The sequence below is a fragment of the Deltaproteobacteria bacterium genome, assembly GCA_029860075.1.
Classification (GTDB): domain Bacteria; phylum Desulfobacterota; class JADFVX01; order JADFVX01; family JADFVX01; genus JAOUBX01.
In genome coordinates this window covers 56,039-79,296 of sequence record JAOUBX010000010.1, presented here as the reverse complement: position 1 = coordinate 79,296, position 23,258 = coordinate 56,039, and the positions used below count along the sequence as shown (strand labels likewise).

Genomic DNA, 23,258 nt, shown 5'->3' with positions numbered 1-23,258 from the left:
GGCACCGGAAGAGGCGGTACCGGAAGAGGCGGCACCGGAAGAAGCGGCGGCGGAAGAAGCGGCGGCGGAAGAAGCGGCACCGGAAGAAGCGGCAGCGGAAGAAGCGGCGGCGGAAGAAGCGGCACCGGAAGAAGCGGCACCGGAAGAAACGGTACCGGAAGAAATGGCACCGGAAGAGGCGGCACCGGAAGAAGCGGCACCGGAAGAAGCGGTAACGGAAGAAGCGGTAACGGAAGAAGCGGTAACGGAAGAAACGGCACCGGAAGAAACGGCACCGGAAGAAACGGCACCGGAAGAAGCGGTACCGGAAGAAGCGGCACCGGAAGAAGCGGCACCGGAAGAAGCGGCACCGGAAGAAGCGGTAACGGAAGAGGCAACACCGGAAGAAGCGGCACCGGAAGAAGCGGCACCGGAAGAAACGGGAACGGAAGAAACGGTAGCGGAAGAGGCGGTGTCGGAAGAAGCGGTGTCGGAAGAAGCGGTGTCGGAAGAAGCGGTGTCGGAAGAGGCGGCACCGGAAGAAGCGGCAGCGGAAGAAGCGGTAACGGAAGAGGCGGTATCGGAAGAAACGGCACCAAAAGAGGCGGTGTCGGAAGAGGCTGATCTTGAAATACAGCAGGAGGCTATTCATTCTGATGAAGAAAGAAAGGACTTCTTCGTTCCCAGTGATGTCCATTCTTTAGATTCACTCGAAGAGTTGGATGTATCCGATGATGTCACTATTGAAAGGTTAAATATTCCAGGAATAGGCAAAGTAAAAACCAAAGCGCTGGAAGACGCCGGGTTTACGACCGTTGGAACACTTCGCAGGACGACAAAGGAAGCTTTGGTAAAGGTAAAGGGCATCAATGAACTTACGGCCGAACTGATTCTGGCGGAAGTGACTCCCTTCGTCAGTCACGATGAATTTGCTATGGGCTCTTCTCCTCCCTTTGAGCCGATTGAAATAATATCTTCAGAACCCTTCCATGAACAAAAAGAAACCTCCTTTGACGACCCGCCTGTCGATTCAGAGGTTCAAGCCTCCCCAGGCTCACAATTCATGCCGCCCCTGCCTTCTGCCGCAGAAAAGGCCCCTCTTCCCGCCGGGGACAGCGAACCTCTACGGCAAGACACCCTGCTGAACAAAAAGCAAATTGCAGAACCTGACCATGAAAGAGGAGAGAATGAAAAAGAAAAGACCCGGGAAAATAAAGAGAGAATAACAGAGACTGCCCGGGAAGAAGAAGCGCCTCTCACAAAATCATTTACAGACAATAAAAAGCAGCCCTCCCGGGGAAAATCGATTGACGAGATCATACTCACTCCGCAAATATCGGCAGCTTCAAAACAAACGGTGAGAGTAGAAACGGAAAAGGTGGACAATCTGATCGCAGGGATAGGTGAACTGGTCGTTAACCAGTCAACTTTTGGACAGATATCGAATAACTTTCGCGAAGTAGAACGGCTGCTGAAGGATACAGGGCGTATAGAAAAACAGGAGATCAAATATTTAAGGGAGGCCAGGATGACCCTGGACCAGGCGGTTCTGGAACTGGGACGAACGGTTGATGAACTCCAGGGAGACGTGATGAGAGTCCGCATGGTGCCTGTAAACGATATTTTTAACAAGTTTCCGCGGCTGGTACGGGACCTGTCAAAGGAAATGGGTAAAAACATCAAGGTACATATCAGCGGCGGTGAAACGGAACTCGATAAAAATGTAACGGAAGAAATCTATAATCCGCTGGTGCATCTGCTGCGAAATGCCATGGACCACGGTATCGAATCACCTGAAGTTCGAAAAAAATCGGGGAAAAGTCCCGAAGGACACATAGAGCTTTCAGCACACCATGAAGGTGATAAGGTGATAATAAATATCCGTGACGATGGACAGGGAATTAACACTGAACAAATCAAAAAAATTGCCATAGAAAAAGGCGTCATTTCGAAGCTCGATGCTGCTGCGCTAACAATGAGGGAAATAACAAACCTGATTTTCCACCCCGGCTTCAGCACAACAGATAAAGTAACCGATATTTCCGGCCGCGGCGTCGGCATGGATGTGGTCAAGAAAAACGTGGATAAACTAAGAGGAACCATCGAAATAGAGTCGGAACCCGGTCAATATACACAGTTTAGCGTGGTTCTTCCCCTGACCCTGGCCATTATCCAGGCGCTCCTTGTCAGGGTTGGAGATGAAGCCTACTGTATTCCCATAACGTCCGTCATTGAAACGGAACGCACCAGAGGAAATGAAATTGAAACCATTGAAAATACGGAAGTCATCCGGTTACGGGACAAGGTGATCCCCCTTCTCAGGCTTTCAGACATCTTTAACATAGAAGAGAAGAACAAAGAGGAAAATCCGCAATTCTTCGCCGTTATTGTTACCGATGGCGTGAAAGAGTCCGGAATTGTCGTAGATTCTCTCATCGGTGAAAGTTCCATAGTCATCAAACCTTTTGAAGAGGCCTATATGGAAACGGACGGAATTTCGGGAGCCACGATCCTGGGAGACGGAAGGGTTTCTTTAATCCTTGATGTGCCGGCCCTGATCCAGTATGCACTTGAACGCAAACGTACGGCCCGTGTTACCCGTAAGCAATCAAAACGTACTTAAGATCTGCAAAGATCAAAGAAAGCCAGAGGTAAAATGATTCGTGCCATTATTGCTGTCGTAAGCCAAAAAGGCGGCGTCGGAAAAACAACTACAGCACTTAACCTGGCTGCCAGCCTTGCCGATGAAGGACACCGGACCCTTTTAATCGATATGGATCCCCAGGGATGCGTCGGGACCGGCCTTGGACTTTTCAGGTCTAAAACCAATGGTGGGATATTTGAGGTATTTACAGACCATTGTCCTATGAGTTCCGTTATTTATAAAACAAAAATGCCTAACATGTATATTGTTCCATCCAATGTTTGGACCGGTGAACGGGAGGACGCCCTGCGTCTTGCAGGAAAACAGTGGCGGACGATGGATTTCGCCCTGAAACCGATGCATGAAAAATTTAATTATGTCATCATAGATTGCCCTCCCTCAGCAGGAACAATGACTGTAAATGCCCTCGCTGCGGCAAATTACGTTATTATTCCCGTTCAGTGTGAATATCATGCCGTAAACACACTGCCTCTAATTACCAAACGTGTTGAACTGATCAGGCGAAAGGTCAACCCCAGGCTTAAGACAATACGTTTTCTGCTGACCATGTTTGACGGGCGGACAAACCTTGCTAAAACCATTGTTCTTAAGGTCAGGCAAAGTCTGAAAGGACAGTTGATTCCTGTCGTTATCCCCCGAAACGTCAAATTGGCCGAATCGGTGGGAGCAGGGGTTCCGACACTCATGTTTGACAGTAAGTCCGCCGGGGCCAAGGCGTACGGCAGGGTGGCTGAAATGCTTATCAGAGATACTGTAAAACCTGGCGGGCCTTAACTAGTTAAGGGTTTTACCGGGTTTTCAATCTCAAACAATTAAAAGAGATGCGTAAAAAAGATTTATAAAATATAACTTGAGGTGTAAAAATGGGTAAAAGGGTACTGATTGTGGATGATTCGGCATTTATGCGGAAACGGCTTAGAAAAGAGATCGAATCACATGACGCTGAAGTTGTCGGTGAGGCAAAAAACGGTGACGACGCAGTCGAGCTTTACCAGAAATTAAAACCGGACCTGGTCACAATGGACGTTACCATGCGTGGCAAGGACGGGCTAAGCGCCAGCAAAGAGATACTGTCGCTTGATCCCGGCGCCAAAATAGTTGTCGTTACCATACTGCAAGAAGATGATTACAAAAAAATAGCAAGCGCCCTTGGAGTCATCGGCTTTATAGCCAAAGGTGACATCGGCAGCTTAAAGGGTATCCTGGACAAAATTTAATCTAATATTGAATCACCCCTTCGGGGCGACTAATGAGGCTATTTATGTCAAAAGATTCTGCTAATAGCTCAGAGAATAATACTAAAGAGTGGCGGGGAGATGAACGCCGAAGCAAGGAAAGCCAAATGAAAAACGGGAGGCTGTTTTTCTTTAACCAGCGGCCTTTTTCCAAATTAAAAAAGAAGCTGCTTATCTATTTTCTTCTCATTGCTTTTGTATCATTGGTAGTGGGTCTGGAAATGATATGGGAAGTGGGAGAACCTAAGCTTTTAGATCAGATTTTAGCAAATATTACCGAAGTACGCCCTCACATTGAACTAAATAAATCAGAGTTGGAGAAGACATTCAAACCGATAAGAGAGTTGCAGGTGAGAATGATGATTCTTCTCTTTATTGTGGCAACATCAATTAGTGTAACCCTCCTGATTTTCATAAAAAACATTGCCAATCCACTGGACGATATGGTCCTTGCCGCAAAGGAACTTCGCGACGGCAACCTTAGCGCTACCGTACCCGTTATGTCAAAGGATGAGATCGGTCAACTTGGCGAGTGCTTTAATGACCTTGCCGTTAACTTACAGGAAGTCCTGCTCTTTGTGGGTGCTGTAGACCACGATATGACAAATATCCTGGAAAAAATAGAGGAAAACAGACCTGAGGAAAACAATGAGAACCGGAAACTCAATGAACAACTCGATCTTATGGCCGAAAAGATGGATGAACTGAAGGAAATGGTCCAGGCCTTTGATTATTACAACGTTGTCTATGATGGTGAACATGTAAAAGGAAATGAGCCGGACCATATTCTGGAGAAGTTCAAGGATCTCACGTGACTGGTGATATACTTGCTTTTTTAGAAGGATCACTCATTTACTGGAAGATCTTTCCTGTCGCCATTGTAATCGCATCACTTGCAAACAGCAGCGGATTTGGGGGCGGGATCATTTTCCAGCCTATCTTTATCGGTATTATGGGACTTCACCCTGCCCAGGGAGTGGCCACAGGCATGCTTACGGAATTGTGCGGCATGTCTTCCGGGGCCATACGATATTTCAGGCAGAAGCAGATAGAGTTCGACATTGCATTCTCCTTGATCATTTTCGGTATACCGGGACTGATTATCGGTAATCATCTGCTGACTATTTTAAGCCCCGGCATATTAAAGTTTATATTTGGCTCCCTTGTCCTCACCATAGCTATATGGACCTTTGTATCGGCAATTCAAAGGAAGAAAGGCACAAGGTATGCTATCGGAGTAGATGAAGTCTATCCCGTATTTTGGGTGCCCTTTTTAGGCGGTATTTCCAGCGGCGTTTCATCCGTAGGAACAGCAGAGAGTATGTTTCCTTTGCTGGAAAGGTATTTAAAGGTCCAACCCCACCGTGCGATTGCAACGGCCATACTGATTGAAGCAGCCATGAACTGGCTCGCCACAGCGCTAAACCTTTCCTCCGGGCTGATCCGCTGGGAAGTGGCTATATATACCATTCCCGGAGTGATTATCGGCGGGCAGATCGGTCCGCAAATAGCCAGGTGGCTGCCATCACTAACGCTGAAATATCTCTTCGGAACGGCCATAGCAATTACTGCGATTCACATGATCTACAAAAGCCTTATGTGATTACTTTGGTGTTAGAGAGGAATAAATGAAACGGGGACTCGAAAGAAAGCTTCTTGCCTATTTCCTGCTCATCGTCATTGCTGCCTTGATGATCGGCGTCGAGTTCACCTTTGAAATGAGCAGAAGCGACCTGAAAGAGGAAATATGGCAAAACATCTCTGCCGCAAAGACAAATGCTTCAGATGAAAGTGTGCACAAACAAGATGTTGACCCCCTTGCAAAACTAAGAACCAAGGTTGTTGTCATGTTCGGCGTCTTGACGCTGGTCGTAGCTATTGTGCTGCTCATGTTTGTCAGAAATATTACCATGCCTTTACAACGGATGGTTGACGCCGCAAACCATATAAACGAAGGGGACTTAAGTCAGGTCATAGAGATAGAAACGGACAATGAGATAGGACAATTGGGAACGGCGATCAATGAGTTAACAAGTAACTTGCAGGAAGTTTCCGCCCTTACCCATAGTTCCTGTAAACATATGCTGGAGACCCTTGACTCGATCCGGCGCTCTTGCGGGAACAGCAAAGAAATAAGTTTGGCCCATGCAGGCCAATTTGACCGTCTGGAAAAGGAACTCAACTCTTTGAAAAATTTTTCCGGAGAATTTGAGCTTCTTGAAACAGACCTGAATAATCTGGACTGAGGTGGGTATGGAATTATTCTTATTCCCTGCCGGTGTGGGAATTGCTTCTGTTGCCATGACCATAGGAATTGGTGGCGGGATCTTGTGGATGCCGCTTTTAATCCTGGCTTATGGCGTGCCTCCACAAGAGGCGGTATCCATATCTTTGATGATTCAGGTGGCAGGGATGGGAAGTGGAAGCCTGGCATACTCGAAAGTGGCTCATGTTGAAAAGAGACTGACAGGAATACTTTTTTTAGTGGCCCTGCCGGGTATCGTGCTTGGCAGCCTCCTCACGGTAAAGCTGCCTGAAAATCAAGTGAACCTTGCCTTGGGCGCAATGTCGCTTATTTTGGCCCTTGTTTTCATATCGGGCCGTGAGGAGCTAAGCGCTCAGGGACTCTACCGCTTTGATAAAAAAAAGGTTGCCCAAATACTGCCCATCCCGGCATTTTTTGGGCTCCTGATGGGCTTTTTATCGGTAGGCGTCGGCGAATGGCTCATTCCATCGCTGAAAAACAAATTAAATATGGAAATGACCGGCGCTGTTGCAACAGTCATCCACTTAATGTTTCTGCTATCCCTTGTAGGCGCAATGAGTCACGGGATATTTTCAGCAAATCTTAATTGGGGCTATTTTTTCTGGGGAGCCCTCGGCGCCGTTTGCGGAGGGCAGATTGCACCGCGCTTTGCAGTAAAGGTAAGCGACAGGCTCCTGAAAGAAATGTTTGTTTACCTCATGACTTTGACAGGAATTCATTTAATTTTTCATTCCATTTGAAAGGAGGTAAGTAAGTTGGACAGGGATCAATCTTTGGAGGAAGGTATTTCATTGCCCGGTAAGCTGTCAGGCGTAAAAGCAGGCAAGAAATTGTTCCAGATACAGACAGAGCATGTTACTTCTCCCTCAAATCACGTAATAACCATTGTGATATTTGACGGCAAAGTGGTCATGAAACGAAAAAGCGATTCAGCAGAACGCCTTAAATCCCGTGAATTGAAAAGTCTTATCTATGAACAGCATCTTTCCGTTGAAAAGGAAGTTACTGAAAAAGTGGAGGGCCTTATAAAGAAAAAGGGGCGGCCCTTTTCGGTTCTTGTGGTGGAGCCGAGCCACATGCTTCTAAACGTAACAAAACGCAACCTGACGAAGGCCGGTTTTTTTGTTGTTACGGCAAATGAAGCCTGTAAGGCGATAGAACTGATGCATACAAGGTTATACAACCTTATTATCTCTTCGGTGGAACTGAAAGGCATGGACGGGTTGGCTTTCTGCAAATATGTAAGGGAGAGCGCATTTAAAGAGACACCCTTTGTTCTCTTCTCCGGTAAAATCAGTGAGGAGCTTTTTGAGAAGGGAATGGAGGTGGGCGTAAATTATATGCTGGAAAAAAGCGTCAGCCCGAAAGGATTAACGGATGAAGTCAAATCCATAGCGATGCAGCATGAATTTGCAAAAGGCCTTAAGTGCAGTATGGAGGGCAAGTTAATAGAAATGAATACCCGGGCGCTTGTTGAAAAGGTCGTCGAAAACCGTGAAACAGGCATACTGTCCATTATTAATGAGGCCGTTGAAGGACACATACATTTTAAGGACGGGAATATAATCGACGCCTTTACAGTACCTGAGAGAGGGAAAGAGGCTTTTTTCAGTCTCATGTCGGTAGAGACGGAAGGCCTGTATCACTTCATCCCCACTGAAAATGAAACAGAGATTACTATTACTGAAGATACGGAGCACCTTATTAAGGAAATAAATAAAAATACCGCTTTAAACAGTTCGCAAAATGAAAGCCTGAGCTAAATCAGCTTTTCTCTCCATATACCAGATCGATTACCGTCACTTCAGGCGGCGACAAGACCCTCATCTGCGGCCCCCATGTGCCCGTTCCCCGGCTTGTATAAATTTTTCCGCCACCGGGCAGGTCTTCCAGCCCCGAAAGATGGGGAAAGAAATAAGCAACAACATAAGTAAAGGGGAATATTTGCCCCCTGTGCGTATGCCCTGAAAGCTGCAGGTCGAAAAGATTGTCACTTCCTTCGGCAATGTGTGAACGATGTTTGAGAAAGAGGGTGAATTTGTCACGGGGTAAACCGGAAAGGAGGGTCTTTTCATCAACACTCTTGTATCCGTCAAAGGCCTTGCCTGCAATATCATCGACACCGGCAATATTTATAAGCCCGGAAATGGTGGCGCCTGAACCGCGAAGAACGACAAATCCGGCGTCGCGCGTCAGCTTCAGGGAATAATCTATCCCTGCGTAATACTCATGGTTCCCCAAAACAGCATACTTGCCGTATTTCGGGTTAATCTGCTTAAAAAGCTGAACCAGCCCAACAAGTTCTCTCGTCTTGCCGTCAACAAAATCCCCTGTCGAAACAAGAATGTGGGGCTCCGTTTTTTTTAAAATTTCTGCAATTTCACTGACCCTGCCGTCCTTAAGAAGAAGGCCGATGTGAAGATCGGATATCTGGACTATTCTCAATTTGGCAATCTCTTTGGGAATTTTGTCCGACCTTATTTCAACATGCTCTACAATGACATTTCTTGCTTCAAAAGCGCCGTAGAAGGCAACAAGCAGCGTCACAGCGAAGGGAAGATAGAAAGCAAGAGGCCGGGAAATGCCAAAGAGGTGTCCCCTTGTTCCTGTTAGAGAGGAAAGAGGAACAAGAAGAAGACCGTAAATATCAACGACAAGAGAGAAACAGATAAAGAGGAAAAGCAAGCCCATCCACGTAAAGGCGATCCATGCCATAACAGCGGCGGCGCCGTCGCCATAACCTCCCCTTTCCAGGAATCGCGTAAGTAAAGGAGAAGTCATCATAAAAAAGAAGAAAGCCGCAAGGCCAAGGGCCGGGTAGAAGGAAGGCTCAAAAGCCGACCGGGTTCTCCAAAAAGCGTAAAGATGCATGGAGCCGTAAACGAGGAGGAAGATAGCTATAAATTTTGACATTTTCTATCTATTACTCCGAGAAAGATATTTTGACACTGATTTTCACAGATTTGCTATGACGGGCAAAGGTTTTGAAATTAAAAGCAAAGCCGGCCGGAAATCTTTTAATCTGTAAAAATCACAACTAAGTCCTCTTCATCTGTGTCTCATTGGCCCTATGACTATACAAAATACTTACTGCCTGGGACCCGTCACCTGCGGCATATCGAGAAAGATCATTACCACCATGTGGGCCGTAAAACCGATCAATATAAAAAGGTGAAAAAAGCAGAAAGGAAGTGAAATGATAACTCTCATTGCCACCCCTTCGGCAAATTTGCGGCTTGCCTGCCACGTTAATATTATAGACCACATGGCCCCCCCCATAGCAATCAGTTTAAATACCGTGAGCCAGAGTGAATTCATGGAAGCAAGCGGTTTTACCCTGAAGCCATAGCCGAAAAGGCTCAAAAACCCGTCTGCAATCATGGGGTAGTATCGGAAAAAGAAAAATTCACTCATCTGGGAAAAGCTTGAAAAAGCAAAGGCCGGCAGTAATGTCCAGGCAAAAACTTCAAATACCTTAGACATCTCTTTTTTTGCTATCCATGCAGCAAGGTGTGAAAAGAGAAAAAAGTAGAGGGTAACGGTGGTAATACTAAAGAAAAAAACCGATAAAGCAATGGCCCCTTCTCTTGATACGGCAAAATCCACATAGGGCTGGATATGGCTCCCGACTTTGGCCAGGAAAAAGCGGTCCTTCAGCGCTCCCCGGTAAAGTCCGTTATAAAGCTGCATGGTAAGAGTAAGGGCGCCGAAAAGAAGCAAGAGCCCCAGCGCTTCAGGCATGTCTCCCTTTCGCCCCTTGAGAGCAAACTCCGACATGGGACGAAGGAAGCCGAAGCTGACGGCATCATGGGAGCAGGCCTTGATACACTTCATACAGAGAGTACAGTCTGAATTTTCCGTCAGCTTTGAAGGATTGATTCCGTGAGGGCATCCTTCAAATCCTGTCCTCCCGGCAACACAGGTCGCTTTCCTGCAACTGTCACACTTGCTTTTGTAACTTCTTATGCCGAAAAAAGCGGCCCTTGAAACAATATTTGTAGGCAACGCCACGGGACAAAGCCCCTTACACCAAACTCTTGGCCTGTAGTAAATGGAGATAGCGACAGCAACGAAAGTGAAGACCGTAAAGTAAATGGACGTGTTGAGAGGACTATGGAAAATCCCCTTCCAGGCATAAACGGGAAACCAGTAAAAAATAAGGACAATAATGATGGAGGCGTAACCTGCTGTCATCCACCTGGGCGCCTTATTGTTGAGTCCAAAACGTTCTCCCAGAGAAAAAATAATCAATCTGTGGGGGCAAAGGGCACAAAAAATCTTACCAAAGAGGGGCGTCGTTATAAATATGAAAAAAGGCCAGAAAAGGCCCCAGAAGAGCCCCGTCGTAAAGAGGTTCTCCCGCTCATGAGGCGCCGAGCAGCCTTTATAAAGGGCCAGCACAAAGAGAGCAAGCGTAAAAACCTGGAGGGAGGTGATAAAGCGGGGGGAACCCAGAAGGGACATGACGAGGGGAAACCTGAGCAGGTCTCCCCTGTCTCTCGTATAATTTGTTTCCTTTTCCTTCAAAGCAATGACTCAGAAATATAAAAAGGAAGGTTTAGGAACCTGTCGGACTTAGGCCGACAGGTTCCTAAACCTTTTCCAGGGCCTGTTTTATATCGGCGATAAGGTCTTCCTTGTCTTCGATGCCAACGGCATAACGGATGAGATTATCTTTTATTCCCACGGCCAGCCGCTCTTCCGTCGTCAGTTCGTAAAAACTCATGAGGGAGGGCTGCTCTATGAGTGATTCCACACCACCCAGCGATGGCGCGATAAAAGGAATTTTTATTGTATCAACAAGCCTCGACCCTTCAGCAAGGCCGCCTTTGATCTCAAAGCTGACAACACCACCGAAGCCCTTCATCTGCTTAACAGCAATATCATGGTGAGGGTGGCTTTTCAGCCCCGGATAATGAACCTTTTCCACTTTGGGATGGCCTTCGAGAAATTCGGCCAGCGCCTGGGCCGTCTCATTCTGCTTTTCAAGCCTGAGAGCAAAGGTTTTCAGGCCCCTCATGAGAAGATAGGCATTGTGTGGATCTACAATCCCTCCCATAACGCCCCTTACTTCGCGAATGGCATCAACCATGGGCTCCCTGCCGAGCACAGCGCCGGCAAGGAGATCGTTATGTCCGCCAAGATATTTGGTGGCGCTATGAATAACGAGATCAATGCCGAAGGCTATGGGACGCTGGTTGTAAGGTGTGGCAAAGGTCGCGTCTATAATTGTCTTTACCCTGTGTTTTTTACCAATGGCGGCAACTTTCTCCAAATCGAGAACGTTAAGGTAAGGATTGGTCGGTGATTCGGAAAATATGAGTTTTGTTTTATTGGTGATAGCTGCTTCCATGGCATCATAATCACCTGGGGGAACAATGCTCACGTCGATACCGAATTTTTTAAGATAGGTCAGGCAGAACTGGCGGGTTCTCCGATAGCTGTCACTGGTAATAACAAGATGATGTCCCTGTGAAAGCATGCCTAACAATGTAAATGTTGTTGCCGTCATACCTGAGGAGAAAAGGGCGCAGGCCTCGGCGCCTTCCAGTTCAGCCAGTTTATCTTCAGCCGCCTTTTCCGTATAATTACCATAACGGCCGTACTCTTCCCTGTCGAGCTTTCCATCCATATAACCGCAAAGCTCTTCCGTATCCTTAAACCAGTAAGTTGAAGTCTGAAATATGGGAAAGGTCAGCGAACGTTGAGGAAGGTCCCTCTTGTCACCACCATGAACGGCCTTCGTTGAAAGCCCTCGTTTATTATTACTCATGAAAAATCCTTTTTGTTAAATTAACAATCTTTATCACATTTTTTCCAGCTTATCGTAGATAGCCTTTTTAACGACATCAACATTAGCGGGAAGGTCTACGGGCCTGTTGGCATAACGGGACGATACCTCTTCAATGTTCCCTTCATGATAGCCCTGCTTGAATTCGGTAAATTTAAGGCCATGGGCCGTCGAGATAACAACCACCTTGTCGCTGGATTGAATTTCCCCCCTTTTGACAAGCTTAATAAGAGCAGCCAGGGCGACACCCGTATGGGGGCAGTTAAACATACCTGTCTTGTCGCCCCTTGCCGCAGCGTCAGCCAGCTCCTCTTCCGTCGCCTCTTCGACGATACCGTCAAACTCCTTTAGCACGGCAACGGCCTTTTCGTAACTGACGGGATTACCGATCTGAATAGCGCTTGCAAGCGTTTTTTGAGCCTGTACAGGCTCAAAATGCTCGTAATTTGTCTGATAGCTCCTGTAAAGCGGGTTCGCCTTCTGTGCCTGGGCAACGACAATCCGCGGGCGCTTATTAGTAATACCGAGTTTTTCCATCATGAGGAATCCCTTGCCAAGGGCACTCACATTACCCAGGTTTCCACCGGGAATAATAATGACATCAGGCACATTCCAGTCAAACTGCTGAACAATCTCTATGCCGACGGTCTTCTGCCCTTCCACCCTTAAGGAATTCATCGAATTGGCAAGATAAATTTTATTATCAGCCGTTACCTCCTTGACGATTTCCATGCAACCGTCAAAATCCGTATCAAGAGAAAGAACAATGGCATTATTGGCAATGGGCTGTATAAGCTGGGCCAGGGATACCTTGTTTTTTGGCAGGAAGACAATAGCCGGCACACCTGCCGCCGCACAATAAGCGGCCAGAGCGGCCGAAGTATCACCCGTTGAGGCACAGGCAACGGCGCTGATATCCTTGCCGTCGTTAATCATCTGTTTAACCACTGACACAAGAACGGTCATGCCAAGGTCCTTAAAGGAGCCCGTATGTGAATTACCGCAAAGCTTTATCCAGAGGTCTTTTAAACCCAGTTCCTTACCGAATCTCTCCGCCCAGAAAAGGTTGGAAGTCCCCTCAAAGAGAGAGACCACGTTATCATCGGAAACATAGGGACAGACAAGTTCTTTCTTTCCCCATACGCCACTGCCGTATGGCCAGGAATTCCTGCTGCATCGCTCTTCAAAAAGTTCCTTCCACTGGTTAGCCGATGTTTTCTTCAGCGCCTCCATGTCATGAACAACTTCAAGCAATCCGCCACAATTTTTACACTGGTAAATTACCTCGTCGAGAGGATACCTTTCATCACACCCCCTGATGCACTGGAACCATGCCTTGTAAGCCATTAAACAACCTCATTATAATTATTGATTTGAAGCGATTATGATAGGATAAAGAGAGGGTAAATGTCAAAAGGTTTGAATCCCCGGCAGGCGCATTGCTCTTTTTTCATTTATAAAAAGATAAACCTGTCTATGCAAGCCAAAGAGCAAGTAAAAAACCCGCTGCAAGCAGCGGGACATAAAGTTGATCCCTCTTTTTTTAAAAAAAGTCACTCCCCTTTTTTAATGCGCTTTAAAGTTTCCCCGGCTTCATCTGCACCCGGAAAATCCTTACTTAAGGACAAGGCTTTTTCAAGCGACGCTCTGGCAAGGGCCTCATCTCCCTTCATGGCGTAAGCCATACCGAGGTGATAATGTATGGCAGGAGTATCGGGAGTTTTTTCAAGACTCTCCCTAAAAAGAGAAATGGCTTTCAGATAAGCTTGCTTCTTATAATAAATCCAGCCTAATGTATCTGAAATAGAGGGATCATGGGGAAGCTCTTCCTTTGCCCTTTCGGCGAGCGAAAGAGCTACATCCATGTTTCCATCGTTCTCAACATAAATCCAGGCGAGATTATTGGCTGCCGGAGCAAAGCCGGGATTAATTTGAAGCGCTTTTTTGTAAATTTCCGTCGCTTTTTCCACCTCTTTTTTGTTTTCATAAATAACGCCAAGAAGCATATAGGGCGCAAGATTTTCAGGACTGATTTTTATTGCCTCTTCATATTTCCTGATGGCCTCATCAAGGCTCCCTTTTTTATTATAGATTTTTCCAAGATCGATATAGACATCGACCCTTCCATCATCAATTTCCATACTTTTCCTATAGTATTTTTCCGCATTGCCTATATCTCCCGTCATCCAGTAAACCCGCCCCATCAAATGGTTCATGACAGCATCATGGGGCGCTTTATCAAGCTGTGCTCTCATCCGCTTGATTGCTTTTTCCGGCGCTTTATTATTTAAATGAATCGTTATTATCATTCTCAACACATCAATTAAAAGAGGATTCTTTTCCAGCACTGCCTCGTACTCCCTGACAGCATCGTCATCTCTTCCCTGGTACTGATGAATAAGGCCCAGCTTTGCATAACTTCTTGGATCATGGGGATACAGTTCTTTAACCCTGTTAAAGTGTCCGGCAGCATCTTCAAGCTTCTTCATCTCTATTTTAATATCTCCGGCAATGAGGTTGGCCGATAGATTCCGGGGGGCCTTTTTGAGGACTTTATTTACTGCTTCAAGGGCCAGATTATAATCTTTGGTCATGAGGTAAATGGATGCCAAAGGCAAGATAGCTTTATCCAGGCCGGGATTAAGCTTGAGCGCCTCCAGCAGTTCCGATTTCGCTAAATGAAGATCATTTGCCGCCTCATAAGCAAGGCCAAGATAGAGGCGGCCCTCTGCAAATTTCGGTGATAACCGAACAGAACTTTTAAGGTTTTTGACAGCATCCTTAAACTTGCTTTCCATCAGGTCCAGTCTGCCTCTCAGGTAGAGTGCGTAAGCGTCTTCTTTATTCTCCTTAAGAATGCCTTCTATCTCACGGGAAGCCCCTTTCCTGTCCCCTTTATTCAAAAGGAGAGTGGCAATTCTTCTTTTAAGCCCCATAGAATTTTCAACCTTGGCCAGTCCGCTCTTTAATGTTTCTAGGGCCTTATCCTCCTGGTCACCTGCCTCATAAAAAGCTGCAAGCAAAGCATAGCCTTCATTATCACCGGGGTTTAGTTTAATTATCTCTCTATAAGTCTTTTCCGCCCTTTCCTTTCTGCCTGTCATCCTATATAAACGCGCTAAATATGCCAGCGCATCCCTGTTTCCGGGAGCAACCCGAAGCGTATCTTTTAAAGTTTTCTCAGCGCTCTCTTTATCATTCTGCATGAGAAACAGACGGGCCAATGCAAGCCGCGGTTTGACATCATTGCCCTGAACTGATATGGCTTCCTTATACATCTTTTTTGCCAGGTCCGCCTTCCTCTGTGCAGTATAAATAGAGGCCAAAACCATATGAGCGCGAATATCACCGGAAGCTTTTCCAATAATTTCATTAAGCAGGGGAACAGCAGAATCAAAATTCTTTTCTGCTGCCAGAATAGCGGCATTTAACACCCCGGCATCAAGGTTTTCAGCATCCACGCCTAAAACATAGCGGACCCTCTCTTTTGCTTTTTCAAGATTCCCGGTGACAAGATAGATCTCTGCCAGTTTCAGTTGAGCGTCAATTACACCGGAATCAAGATTTACCGTTTTATTAAATTCAGCAAATGCGAGTTGAATATTTTTTTTGCCTCCCAGCTTCCAGTATGCCGTTCCCAGCTTATAATGTCCCTGCGCGTTATTTGGATTTAACTGAATTACATTTTTAAATTCAATAATGGCTTCCCTGTATTTCATTACACTTAGATACTGTTCTCCCCGCTTAAAATGATTCTTTATTTTTTCTTCTTTATTTTCACTGCATGAAAAGATAAGAATTAAAAAAGAAAAAAGGCAAGCAACGTTAACGAGAAACCTTTTATCAATTCTCCTGTATCGCATAAGAAACCCCTTACGGTTAATAATCTATTTTCAGGTTAAGTTTTCAATTCCTTTTTAACATACCGGCAACTATTTATCCAATTATAAATAAAACCGGGTTAAATCTGACACCTTTAAGCAGAATCACAACAGAAGCACAGAGCTAAGAAATCAAATAAATCATTTAAAAACAGATACTTTAAAAAAAGAAACAAGGAGAAGGCCTGTAAAAAAAACTGACAGGACCAAATAGATCCCTCAGCGAAAGCGCCATAACAGCCTGTTCTTCACACTTTACTATAGAAACCGGGCGCTTATGTATAAAGTCCTTAGTCAACATTATCACCTGAATGCTGCAAGTGGGCCCGTGACAGAGGCTGACAGAGCAGAGGCTTAAGGCAATGGGGCAAGCAGTTCTCAACGCAGCTGCAAGGGGCTGCATAGCGTATGAAAGCCCTGAAGCCGCCACAAGCTCTGTACCTCAGCTGACGGCCCAACACCGCCTGATTGCAGGATTCAGATATTACTTAAAAAAGAACGTTCTTACATTCCCGACAAGGTTTTCACTCAAAACAACCATCATTTTACAAGGACATAAAAACATTTTTGGCACTTTTATTGCTTCGATTTTCTTACTGATGTGCTAATCCAAAATCTATAGACTTTAGCAGACAATTGTTCTAAACTTTTTATAATCAACCGCCCCCTGGCAAAGTGCGGGGAATTGTCCCCGCCGGGGATTAATTTTTTATGTAAGGATTACGAATGAAAAATACATCCTGTGAAAGATGCGACAGCCAGTTTTTTACGGCTTACAATGATACAAATACAACGTGTCCTTTTTGTGGTTATTCTTTTTTTCTCACCGGAGAGTCAATGATCAGAAGTTACCAGCGCTCACTGATTAACAGACCCTGCTTACTTACGAACAATAAAATAAAAGTGACTGTCAAAGCCTGCGATATTTCAGAGGGAGGCCTTGGGATTGAGGTCGATGCGGGTGTTCCCATTGCTAAAAACGAGGAAGTCAATATATTAATGGAAGACTTTGACATTAACTCTGCTGCCCAAATAGTATGGATAAACAAGGAAGGTGACACACTAAGGGCCGGTCTTCAGTTCCTATAAAAAGTCCTTTTTATCTCTTCAGATATAAACAATCGCCACGGCTTAATCATTTCTTTATGCAATATTTATTCATGAGCGCATGAAGGGTCGGCCTGGTCAAGCCCAGGTCTTCAGCCGCCCTGCTGATATTACCTTTATTTTTCATTATTGCCGTATTTATATATTTAATATCCAGCGCTTCCCTGGCTTTTTTCAAGTTTAGCGACTTGCTTTCACCTTCGGCGCTGCCGAGCGCCAGATCGGCAGGTATAATGTGGTTGCCGTCAGCAAAAGCAAGGGCCCTTTGAATTTTATTTTCCAGTTCTCTTACATTCCCCGGCCATTCATATTTATCAATACTTTCTATCGCTTCAGGCGTTAAACTCTTGGGGTTTCCACGATTGGCACCGTATTTCTGCAAAAAGGATTTGGCCAGCAGCAGCTTATCTTCCCCCCTTTCTCTAATGGGCGGCAAATCAATGGTAACAACGGCCAGCCTGTAATAAAGATCTTCCCTGAAGTGTCCCTCCCTGACAAGGTCTTCAATTCGTTTATTGGTTGCAGCAACAACTCTCACATCCAGATTGATCGTTTCTCTGCCTCCAATTCTTTCCAGTTTATTATCCTGCAAAAACCTCAGTAATTTAACCTGAAGCGGGAGAGGCAGGTCTCCTATTTCATCGAGAAAAAGCGTTCCTTCATGAGCAAGCTCTATCTTCCCCTTTCTCTGAGTATGAGCGCCTGTAAAAGATCCCTTTTCATGTCCAAAAAGCTCACTTTCCATCAGGTTTTCAGGAATAGCGCCGCAATTAATGGGAACAAAGGCCTTACCTCCCCTCAGGCTTTGATCGTGAACCGCATTAGCCACGAGTTCTTTCCCGGTCCCGCTTTCTCCCAAAATAAGCACAGGAACATCAGTCGTTGCAATTTTCTTGACCGTACTAAAAACTTCCTGCATTTTTGAGCTGGAGCCGATCATTTCTTTAAAGGACTGATAATGAAACTTTCTTTGCAGGCTTTGATATTTACTCTCAAGAGAATAAACGTAACAGGCCCTTTTAAGAATGCCTTTAAGTTCATCTATATTAATAGGTTTGGTGAAAAAGTCATGGGCACCCTTTGAAATGGCCTGGAGAGGCGCATCACTGTCAGGGTTACCTGAAACAACAATAACTTTTGAAGCGGGGTGATTAATAAGTATTCTCTCAAGTAATTTCAAACCTTCTTCTATGCCTTCAGGATCGGGAGGGAGACCAAGATCAAGTGTCACAAGCGGCGGTTTTTGCCTATCCATAATTTTCATTGCCGTCGCTGCATTTTCAGCAACAAAGACATCATAATCTTCAATCAGGGCCCACTTCATTTGTGACCTGATACTTTCTTCATCATCAATGACTAACAATTCCGGCTTTTTCATAGACAATATCCATCCATAACGAAAATTACGGGGTTTCCCTGCAAAATTTACAGGGGCAGCCTGATAGTAAAGGATGTCCCTTCACCTTTTTCACTCTCTACATTAATATCGCCGCCGTGGGCTTCGATAATCATTTTACTCTGGTATAAACCGATTCCGAAACCGGTTTTTTTTGATGATTTAAAGGGATGAAAAAGCGCCTTCTCGATAAACTCCTTCGTCATCCCTTCACCATTATCACAAACAATAACATTAATGTAGCTGTCATCACAATGAGACCGTACTGAAATGATACCATTATTGTTTATTGCATCATAGGCATTTGTCAAAAGATTTATCAATACCATCTCAATGGAATGGGGATCGGCATATATGAAGGGAAGATCATTTAAATGAGCAGTACAAACAACTTTTTTTTCCTTTCCCATTATTTTTTTCATTGAATTGTGTATAAGCGCTTTAATATCAACCCTTTCTTTTTTAAGGTCCATTTTCTTGGGAGCAGAGGATAATTTCTCGATTAAGGATTTCATTCTATTTACCGTATTGTCAATTGCCTTGACTGCATCTTTTTGAAACTCCGGATTGTCCATATTTTTTGCTGCATTCTGGCTCACGAGAGAAAGCGAATTAGTCAGGTTCTTCAGGTCGTGCATAATAAAGGAAGACATTTTATTAAACATATCCACTTCTTTAACCTGTATCAGTTCTTGTGACAGCGTTATGTTTTTTAACTGAACCGCTGCCTGAGTAGTAACAGCTGTCAGGAATTCAAAGTCATCGGACCGGTAGGGTTCTCCCGAGACATCTTCCTGCTGAAGCACAAAACCTTCAATCGTCCCCCCGGCATTCAAGGGTGAGCACAAGACTCCCCCTGTCACCGCGATAAGCTTTTCCAGATCTGAAATCCCCTCACCGTCATCGATTTCATCGAATACATGGTTTATGTTAAAAGGCGCTTTTTTTTGTTTTATTAATTTTATAAGCGGATAATCACTTTCAATATTTTCGTATGCCTCTAAAAAACCGGCATTAAAAGCCTTATAACTCCCCGTTACAGGGCTGTATAACCACAAATAAACTTCCTTTGCCCCCATTGTTTCCAAAATCATATCAATCAATGTTCGGCAGATCTCATCAACCGATGTTTTAGAACTGATTTTTTCAATCGACTCCATCCACTTATCTCTGAATTCATATTTGTGCTTATAAAAATGCCTGTTAAGGAAAAGCTGGATTTTTCTCCTTACGGAAGTTGAAAAACCCAGTACGAGTAATATGAATATTGCCAGAAAGATAATGAGTGTCGACAGGGAATAGTCAAAAGGCAGATTAAAGTATTGTATGCCGTAAACAACAAGGCCGACAAGAATAAAGTAAGTTCCCACAATCAGGATTGTTACCGAATGATAAACAATATACCTCGATACAAATACATCCACATTCAGTAAACGATGGCGCACGATGAAAACGGTCATAACAGACACGGAAAAAAGGATAACAATGGATAAAACACGAACGAGCTCGACATTGATCATTGAGAAAAGCAAAAGCTGGCTAAAGTAATAAATAAAGAAAAACAGAATAGCCCCTACACCAAATATGACGTATTTTATTTGCCAGCGTTTATGGCCTGTGGAAAAGCGAAATGTATTCTCAAGGAGAACAAGGCTGAAAAGTATGCTCAATATTAAATAGAGATAACAATACTTCCCTATTGAGCCAAGATAAAAAGCGGGTGCGGGACTTTTTGCAGAATCCGGAGGAGCAGATGATAAAAAAATAAAATCAGGAGACCTTAGGAAAAAAATAAAAACAACAGATATAATTGTCAAACCGGCAAGAAGCGGCGTCCAGCGAAGAAGCAATTGTTTCTGATTTTCCCTTGAAAAGGTCAGAGAAAAGAGAAGCCATGAAGGTGGCAGCATGAGTTGACCAACAATACCAAGATACAAGCCCGTAAGCATCATTTGCGGAGCTCCGGCCGACAGCATTACAAGCGCATTACCAAACTCCAGACAGAGGAGGCTCAACAATCCCGATGCAAAGCCCAGGTTGGCCGGGCTCTTATAATCCCTGCTAAGAATAAAAAAAGCCAGGCCCAGGCATATGAGGATATTTAATACTGGAAAAATAACAAAAAAAGAGGGATTAATCATGCAGGGTATTTAACCTCCATATTACGGTTATCCCGGAAAGGACGGTCAGCCATGGATTTATAGTGTAACATGTTGGTTTCACAGCGCTTTCAAACATCGCTTAAGCGGCCATTTTCTGGATGTGCCGTAGAATCGAGAGGGTGCGCCGGAACCCATGATCCAACTGCTGTTTTAAGTTTATCCCCTGTATCATTACTTTAGAAGGAAAAAAAGATTAATTAATAGTCTAGCAGACAACCTGTCTTTAATGTTAAAAACTTTACTCTTCCGCCCTCCCCCAAAAACAAGCTCTTTTATAATTGCCTGCATCCAGGCAATAGCAAATAATTTGCTTGGTTTTTCCATTCATATGGAGTATTTATTAACTACAGTTACTCAAAGTGCGACATTTCATCTTGATTTGACCGTCATTTTTTAAAAAGAGGGGACAACCTTGAAAGAAAAATCAAAGAAATTCTTCATATTCATCTGCTTAACGCTTATAACTTTTTCTCTTTGCTCGGCAGAAAGCCTGGAAGCCCGGGGAAAAGGCCCTGAAAAAGATGAAGTTATTGCCCTATATCCGGGGGCAACCTTCATAAAAAAATCCACCCTGAAAAATAAAACAGTAAAAAAGGAGTACTGCAGCAAAGACGCTATCAAGTTCATAAAAAAATATTATAAAAGAAAACATCCCGGCGCTGTTGAATTAACAATGGGAACGAGGGAGGGGGATATTCAAAAACTGCTTTTAGATGTAAAATCACCTTTGGAACGACACAAGTCCAGAAAATCAATAAGTTTCTTAACAACCCAAAAAAGAGGCAAATGCAGGACCATTATCTGGATTCAGGATCTTCCTAAAAAAAAGATAGAAAAGATAGAAAAGATAGAAAAGAAAAAAAAACCAAAGAAGGCTGCCGGAATAAAAAAAAAGAAAGAACCATTTAAAGAGAAAAAAATTTCCAGGAAGATCCTCGGCATCGGCGCTGCCGTCAATGCAGTCAACACCAGCGCAGGCGCATCTCTCATCATCTGGCCGCACGCCAATATAGGCATTCAGGGAAATTACGGCGCCGGACTGTTTACCTCTTATGAAGCAAAGCTTTTTTACAGAATGAATCCGGATTATCCCTTAAAACCTTATTTGGGGGGAGGATACCTGCATGTAGAAAAAGAGGATACCATTTTAGGCCGGGAGTACTCCATTGAAGCCGATAGTTACAGTGTCTTTGCCGGTCTGGAATATGATCTGGGCGCCAATTTTTCCTTTTACCTCGATATTGCGGGAACACCGCTCAAGCTGGAAGATGAATACATCGTCGGCGCTACAAAAATCGTAGCTCAAGTTGACTACAGCCCTGTCACCGTCAATCTGAATATGGTTTATTATTTATGGTAGGGCTTAATCTTCCTATCCCTCATACATGCTTAAGCATGTCGCTGATCCGCTTGTAGTGGCTCCCCTCCCAATAAACATGGCTGCACTCTGAACAAATGAAAAACTTATCAAAATCACGCCTGATTCCTTCAGGAAGTGAGCTTTCGATTTCTTTCTTTTTAATCTTTCCGATAAGGCCGTTGCAATGCACGCACCTGCCGAAAGGTCTGAAAATCGGTTTTAAGGAATATCGCTCAACGACTTCACTAAATTGCAGTCTTGAGCTTGAACTTCTCAAAATATAGCCGTAGTGTACGACCGACCTCTTCAGCAGGCCCACATCTCTCGTCAGGACTATGCGGCTTTCTTTTGAAGCAACGGCGGCAATAGTTTCATCTCCCGGATCTTCTTTTTCATAGAGGGTATCGAAACCGGCAACTCTCATAAACCTTGCAAGTCTCCCCAGGTGCACATCGGCAATAAAAGAGGGACGCTTCGGCGGCATGAGAGGAGAGATCGGTTTTTCAGTTTTGCCACGGCGATGATGGTAGGGATAAACAGCAATATTCTCTCCTCCCTTAAGCTGGAATGTAAAATCCACCGGCCTGCCGTTGCAGATGATAAAAGCGACTTCCGTATGGGGAGCGCCAAGGGCTTCAATGGCATCTTTCACCGATGGTGAGCCATTGAAAGGGTATTCAAGGGTTCCATTCTTAAACTCTTCGGGCAGAAAATACCTGAGAGAGCTGAAAAATTCAAATTCAGACAGCCTGGCCATTATGCTCACAAACAGATTCATTAAAGATGCCGGTTCTTTTTAATATTACCCTTGAATTTTGATCATTTAAAGGCATAATTAATGATTATGAAGAAATGGGACACTGTCTATTCTCAATCTGATGAAGAAGGCCTAAGACCCCCTTCGGCATCACTGGTAAAATTCCTTCATCGCCTGCCACGGGGCAAGGCCCTCGACCTTGCCTGCGGCACGGGAAGAAACGCCCTCTTTCTCGCAGGCAAGGGATTTGACGTGGACGCCGTAGACAACTCATCAGTGGCTATTGAAAAAAGCCGGGCTTTTGCAGAAGAAGCAGGATTAAAAATTAATTTTATCTGCGCCGACCTTACCTCCTATAAAATCAATCCTCAAACATATGATCTCATTATATGTTATTACTATCTCGACAGGTCGCTTGCTCCCCAAATTATTAAGGGACTGAAGAAAGGAGGTGCTCTTCTCTTTGAAACCTATACGGAAATGCAAAAATCGATAGGTCCTCCCTCAAATGCCGATTACCTTCTGGGTATGAATGAATTGCCCCACCTCTTCAGGGAGCTTCAGGCCCATCATTACAGGGAAGGAATTTTCACTGAAAACAACAGGAGAAAGGGAATAGCCACACTCATTGCCAGACGGCGCGCTTGACCAAAGCACAG

At 44.7% G+C, this 23,258-nt stretch carries 20 protein-coding genes; 12 read left to right on the top strand and 8 right to left on the bottom strand.

From position 1 onward, the window contains the following. From OEV42_05175 to OEV42_05140, 8 genes are all read left to right on the top strand, one after another. Positions 1-2,602: chemotaxis protein CheA (locus OEV42_05175; protein ID MDH3973653.1), on the top strand; the 2,602-nt coding region annotated here is incomplete at its 5' end. 33 nt (positions 2,603-2,635) lie between these two features. Continuing rightward, entirely contained in the window at positions 2,636-3,418 is a 783-nt protein-coding gene (locus OEV42_05170) for a ParA family protein (GenBank protein ID MDH3973652.1), read from the top strand. A gap of 89 nt (positions 3,419-3,507) precedes the next feature. Beyond that, positions 3,508-3,861 carry a response regulator gene (locus OEV42_05165; protein MDH3973651.1) on the top strand — a complete coding sequence of 118 codons (354 nt, stop codon included), beginning with the start codon at positions 3,508-3,510 and terminating at the stop codon, positions 3,859-3,861. 44 nt (positions 3,862-3,905) lie between these two features. Further along, the gene (locus OEV42_05160) at positions 3,906-4,694 is read left to right on the top strand and encodes a cell wall metabolism sensor histidine kinase WalK (GenBank protein ID MDH3973650.1); all 789 of its coding nucleotides are present in this window, start codon (positions 3,906-3,908) and stop codon (positions 4,692-4,694) included. After that, positions 4,691-5,482, top strand: a complete 792-nt coding sequence (locus OEV42_05155) for a sulfite exporter TauE/SafE family protein (protein MDH3973649.1) — start codon at positions 4,691-4,693, stop codon at positions 5,480-5,482. Before OEV42_05160 ends, OEV42_05155 begins: the two co-directional genes overlap by 4 nt. Before the next feature lie 25 nt (positions 5,483-5,507). Next, the gene (locus tag OEV42_05150; protein MDH3973648.1) at positions 5,508-6,125 is read left to right on the top strand and encodes a HAMP domain-containing protein; all 618 of its coding nucleotides are present in this window, start codon (positions 5,508-5,510) and stop codon (positions 6,123-6,125) included. 7 nt (positions 6,126-6,132) lie between these two features. Then, on the top strand, positions 6,133-6,885 hold the full coding sequence (locus tag OEV42_05145) for a sulfite exporter TauE/SafE family protein (protein MDH3973647.1): 753 nt from the start codon (positions 6,133-6,135) through the stop codon (positions 6,883-6,885). A gap of 15 nt (positions 6,886-6,900) precedes the next feature. Next, positions 6,901-7,908: a response regulator gene (locus OEV42_05140; GenBank protein ID MDH3973646.1), complete on the top strand. Its 1,008-nt coding sequence runs from the start codon at positions 6,901-6,903 to the stop codon at positions 7,906-7,908. A 1-nt stretch (position 7,909) separates the two neighbouring features. Here OEV42_05140 and OEV42_05135 read toward each other — a convergent pair whose 3' ends face one another. From OEV42_05135 to OEV42_05115, 5 genes are all read right to left on the bottom strand, one after another. After that, positions 7,910-9,058: a metallophosphoesterase gene (locus OEV42_05135; protein MDH3973645.1), complete on the bottom strand. Its 1,149-nt coding sequence runs from the start codon at positions 9,056-9,058 to the stop codon at positions 7,910-7,912. A gap of 174 nt (positions 9,059-9,232) precedes the next feature. Then, the gene (locus OEV42_05130; GenBank protein MDH3973644.1) at positions 9,233-10,672 is read right to left on the bottom strand and encodes a hypothetical protein; all 1,440 of its coding nucleotides are present in this window, start codon (positions 10,670-10,672) and stop codon (positions 9,233-9,235) included. Between the two features lie 64 nt (positions 10,673-10,736). After that, entirely contained in the window at positions 10,737-11,918 is a 1,182-nt protein-coding gene (locus tag OEV42_05125; GenBank protein ID MDH3973643.1) for a PLP-dependent aspartate aminotransferase family protein, read from the bottom strand. A 33-nt stretch (positions 11,919-11,951) separates the two neighbouring features. Next, on the bottom strand, positions 11,952-13,283 hold the full coding sequence (gene thrC / locus OEV42_05120) for a threonine synthase (protein ID MDH3973642.1): 1,332 nt from the start codon (positions 13,281-13,283) through the stop codon (positions 11,952-11,954). Positions 13,284-13,489: 206 nt separating this feature from the next. Continuing rightward, entirely contained in the window at positions 13,490-15,799 is a 2,310-nt protein-coding gene (locus OEV42_05115; GenBank protein ID MDH3973641.1) for a tetratricopeptide repeat protein, read from the bottom strand. A 380-nt stretch (positions 15,800-16,179) separates the two neighbouring features. On the opposite strand from OEV42_05115, the gene OEV42_05110 reads away from it, so the two are divergent. Further along, a complete protein-coding gene (locus OEV42_05110; GenBank protein ID MDH3973640.1) occupies positions 16,180-16,425 on the top strand; it encodes a hypothetical protein in 246 nt (81 codons plus the stop codon). 118 nt (positions 16,426-16,543) lie between these two features. After that, positions 16,544-16,906: a PilZ domain-containing protein gene (locus OEV42_05105; GenBank protein ID MDH3973639.1), complete on the top strand. Its 363-nt coding sequence runs from the start codon at positions 16,544-16,546 to the stop codon at positions 16,904-16,906. Positions 16,907-16,952: 46 nt separating this feature from the next. Here the strand turns inward: OEV42_05105 and prsR are convergent, their stop codons facing one another. Beyond that, a complete protein-coding gene (gene prsR / locus OEV42_05100) occupies positions 16,953-18,302 on the bottom strand; it encodes a PEP-CTERM-box response regulator transcription factor (GenBank protein MDH3973638.1) in 1,350 nt (449 codons plus the stop codon). A gap of 47 nt (positions 18,303-18,349) precedes the next feature. Further along, positions 18,350-20,461, bottom strand: a complete 2,112-nt coding sequence (gene prsK / locus OEV42_05095) for a PEP-CTERM system histidine kinase PrsK (GenBank protein MDH3973637.1) — start codon at positions 20,459-20,461, stop codon at positions 18,350-18,352. Positions 20,462-20,894: 433 nt separating this feature from the next. Here prsK and OEV42_05090 point away from each other — a divergent pair, with 433 nt between their 5' ends. Continuing rightward, entirely contained in the window at positions 20,895-21,842 is a 948-nt protein-coding gene (locus tag OEV42_05090; GenBank protein ID MDH3973636.1) for a porin family protein, read from the top strand. A gap of 19 nt (positions 21,843-21,861) precedes the next feature. Here OEV42_05090 and OEV42_05085 read toward each other — a convergent pair whose 3' ends face one another. Then, on the bottom strand, positions 21,862-22,620 hold the full coding sequence (locus tag OEV42_05085; protein ID MDH3973635.1) for a Mut7-C ubiquitin/RNAse domain-containing protein: 759 nt from the start codon (positions 22,618-22,620) through the stop codon (positions 21,862-21,864). 66 nt (positions 22,621-22,686) lie between these two features. On the opposite strand from OEV42_05085, the gene OEV42_05080 reads away from it, so the two are divergent. After that, positions 22,687-23,247, top strand: a complete 561-nt coding sequence (locus tag OEV42_05080) for a class I SAM-dependent methyltransferase (GenBank protein ID MDH3973634.1) — start codon at positions 22,687-22,689, stop codon at positions 23,245-23,247. Positions 23,248-23,258 lie beyond the last annotated feature (11 nt).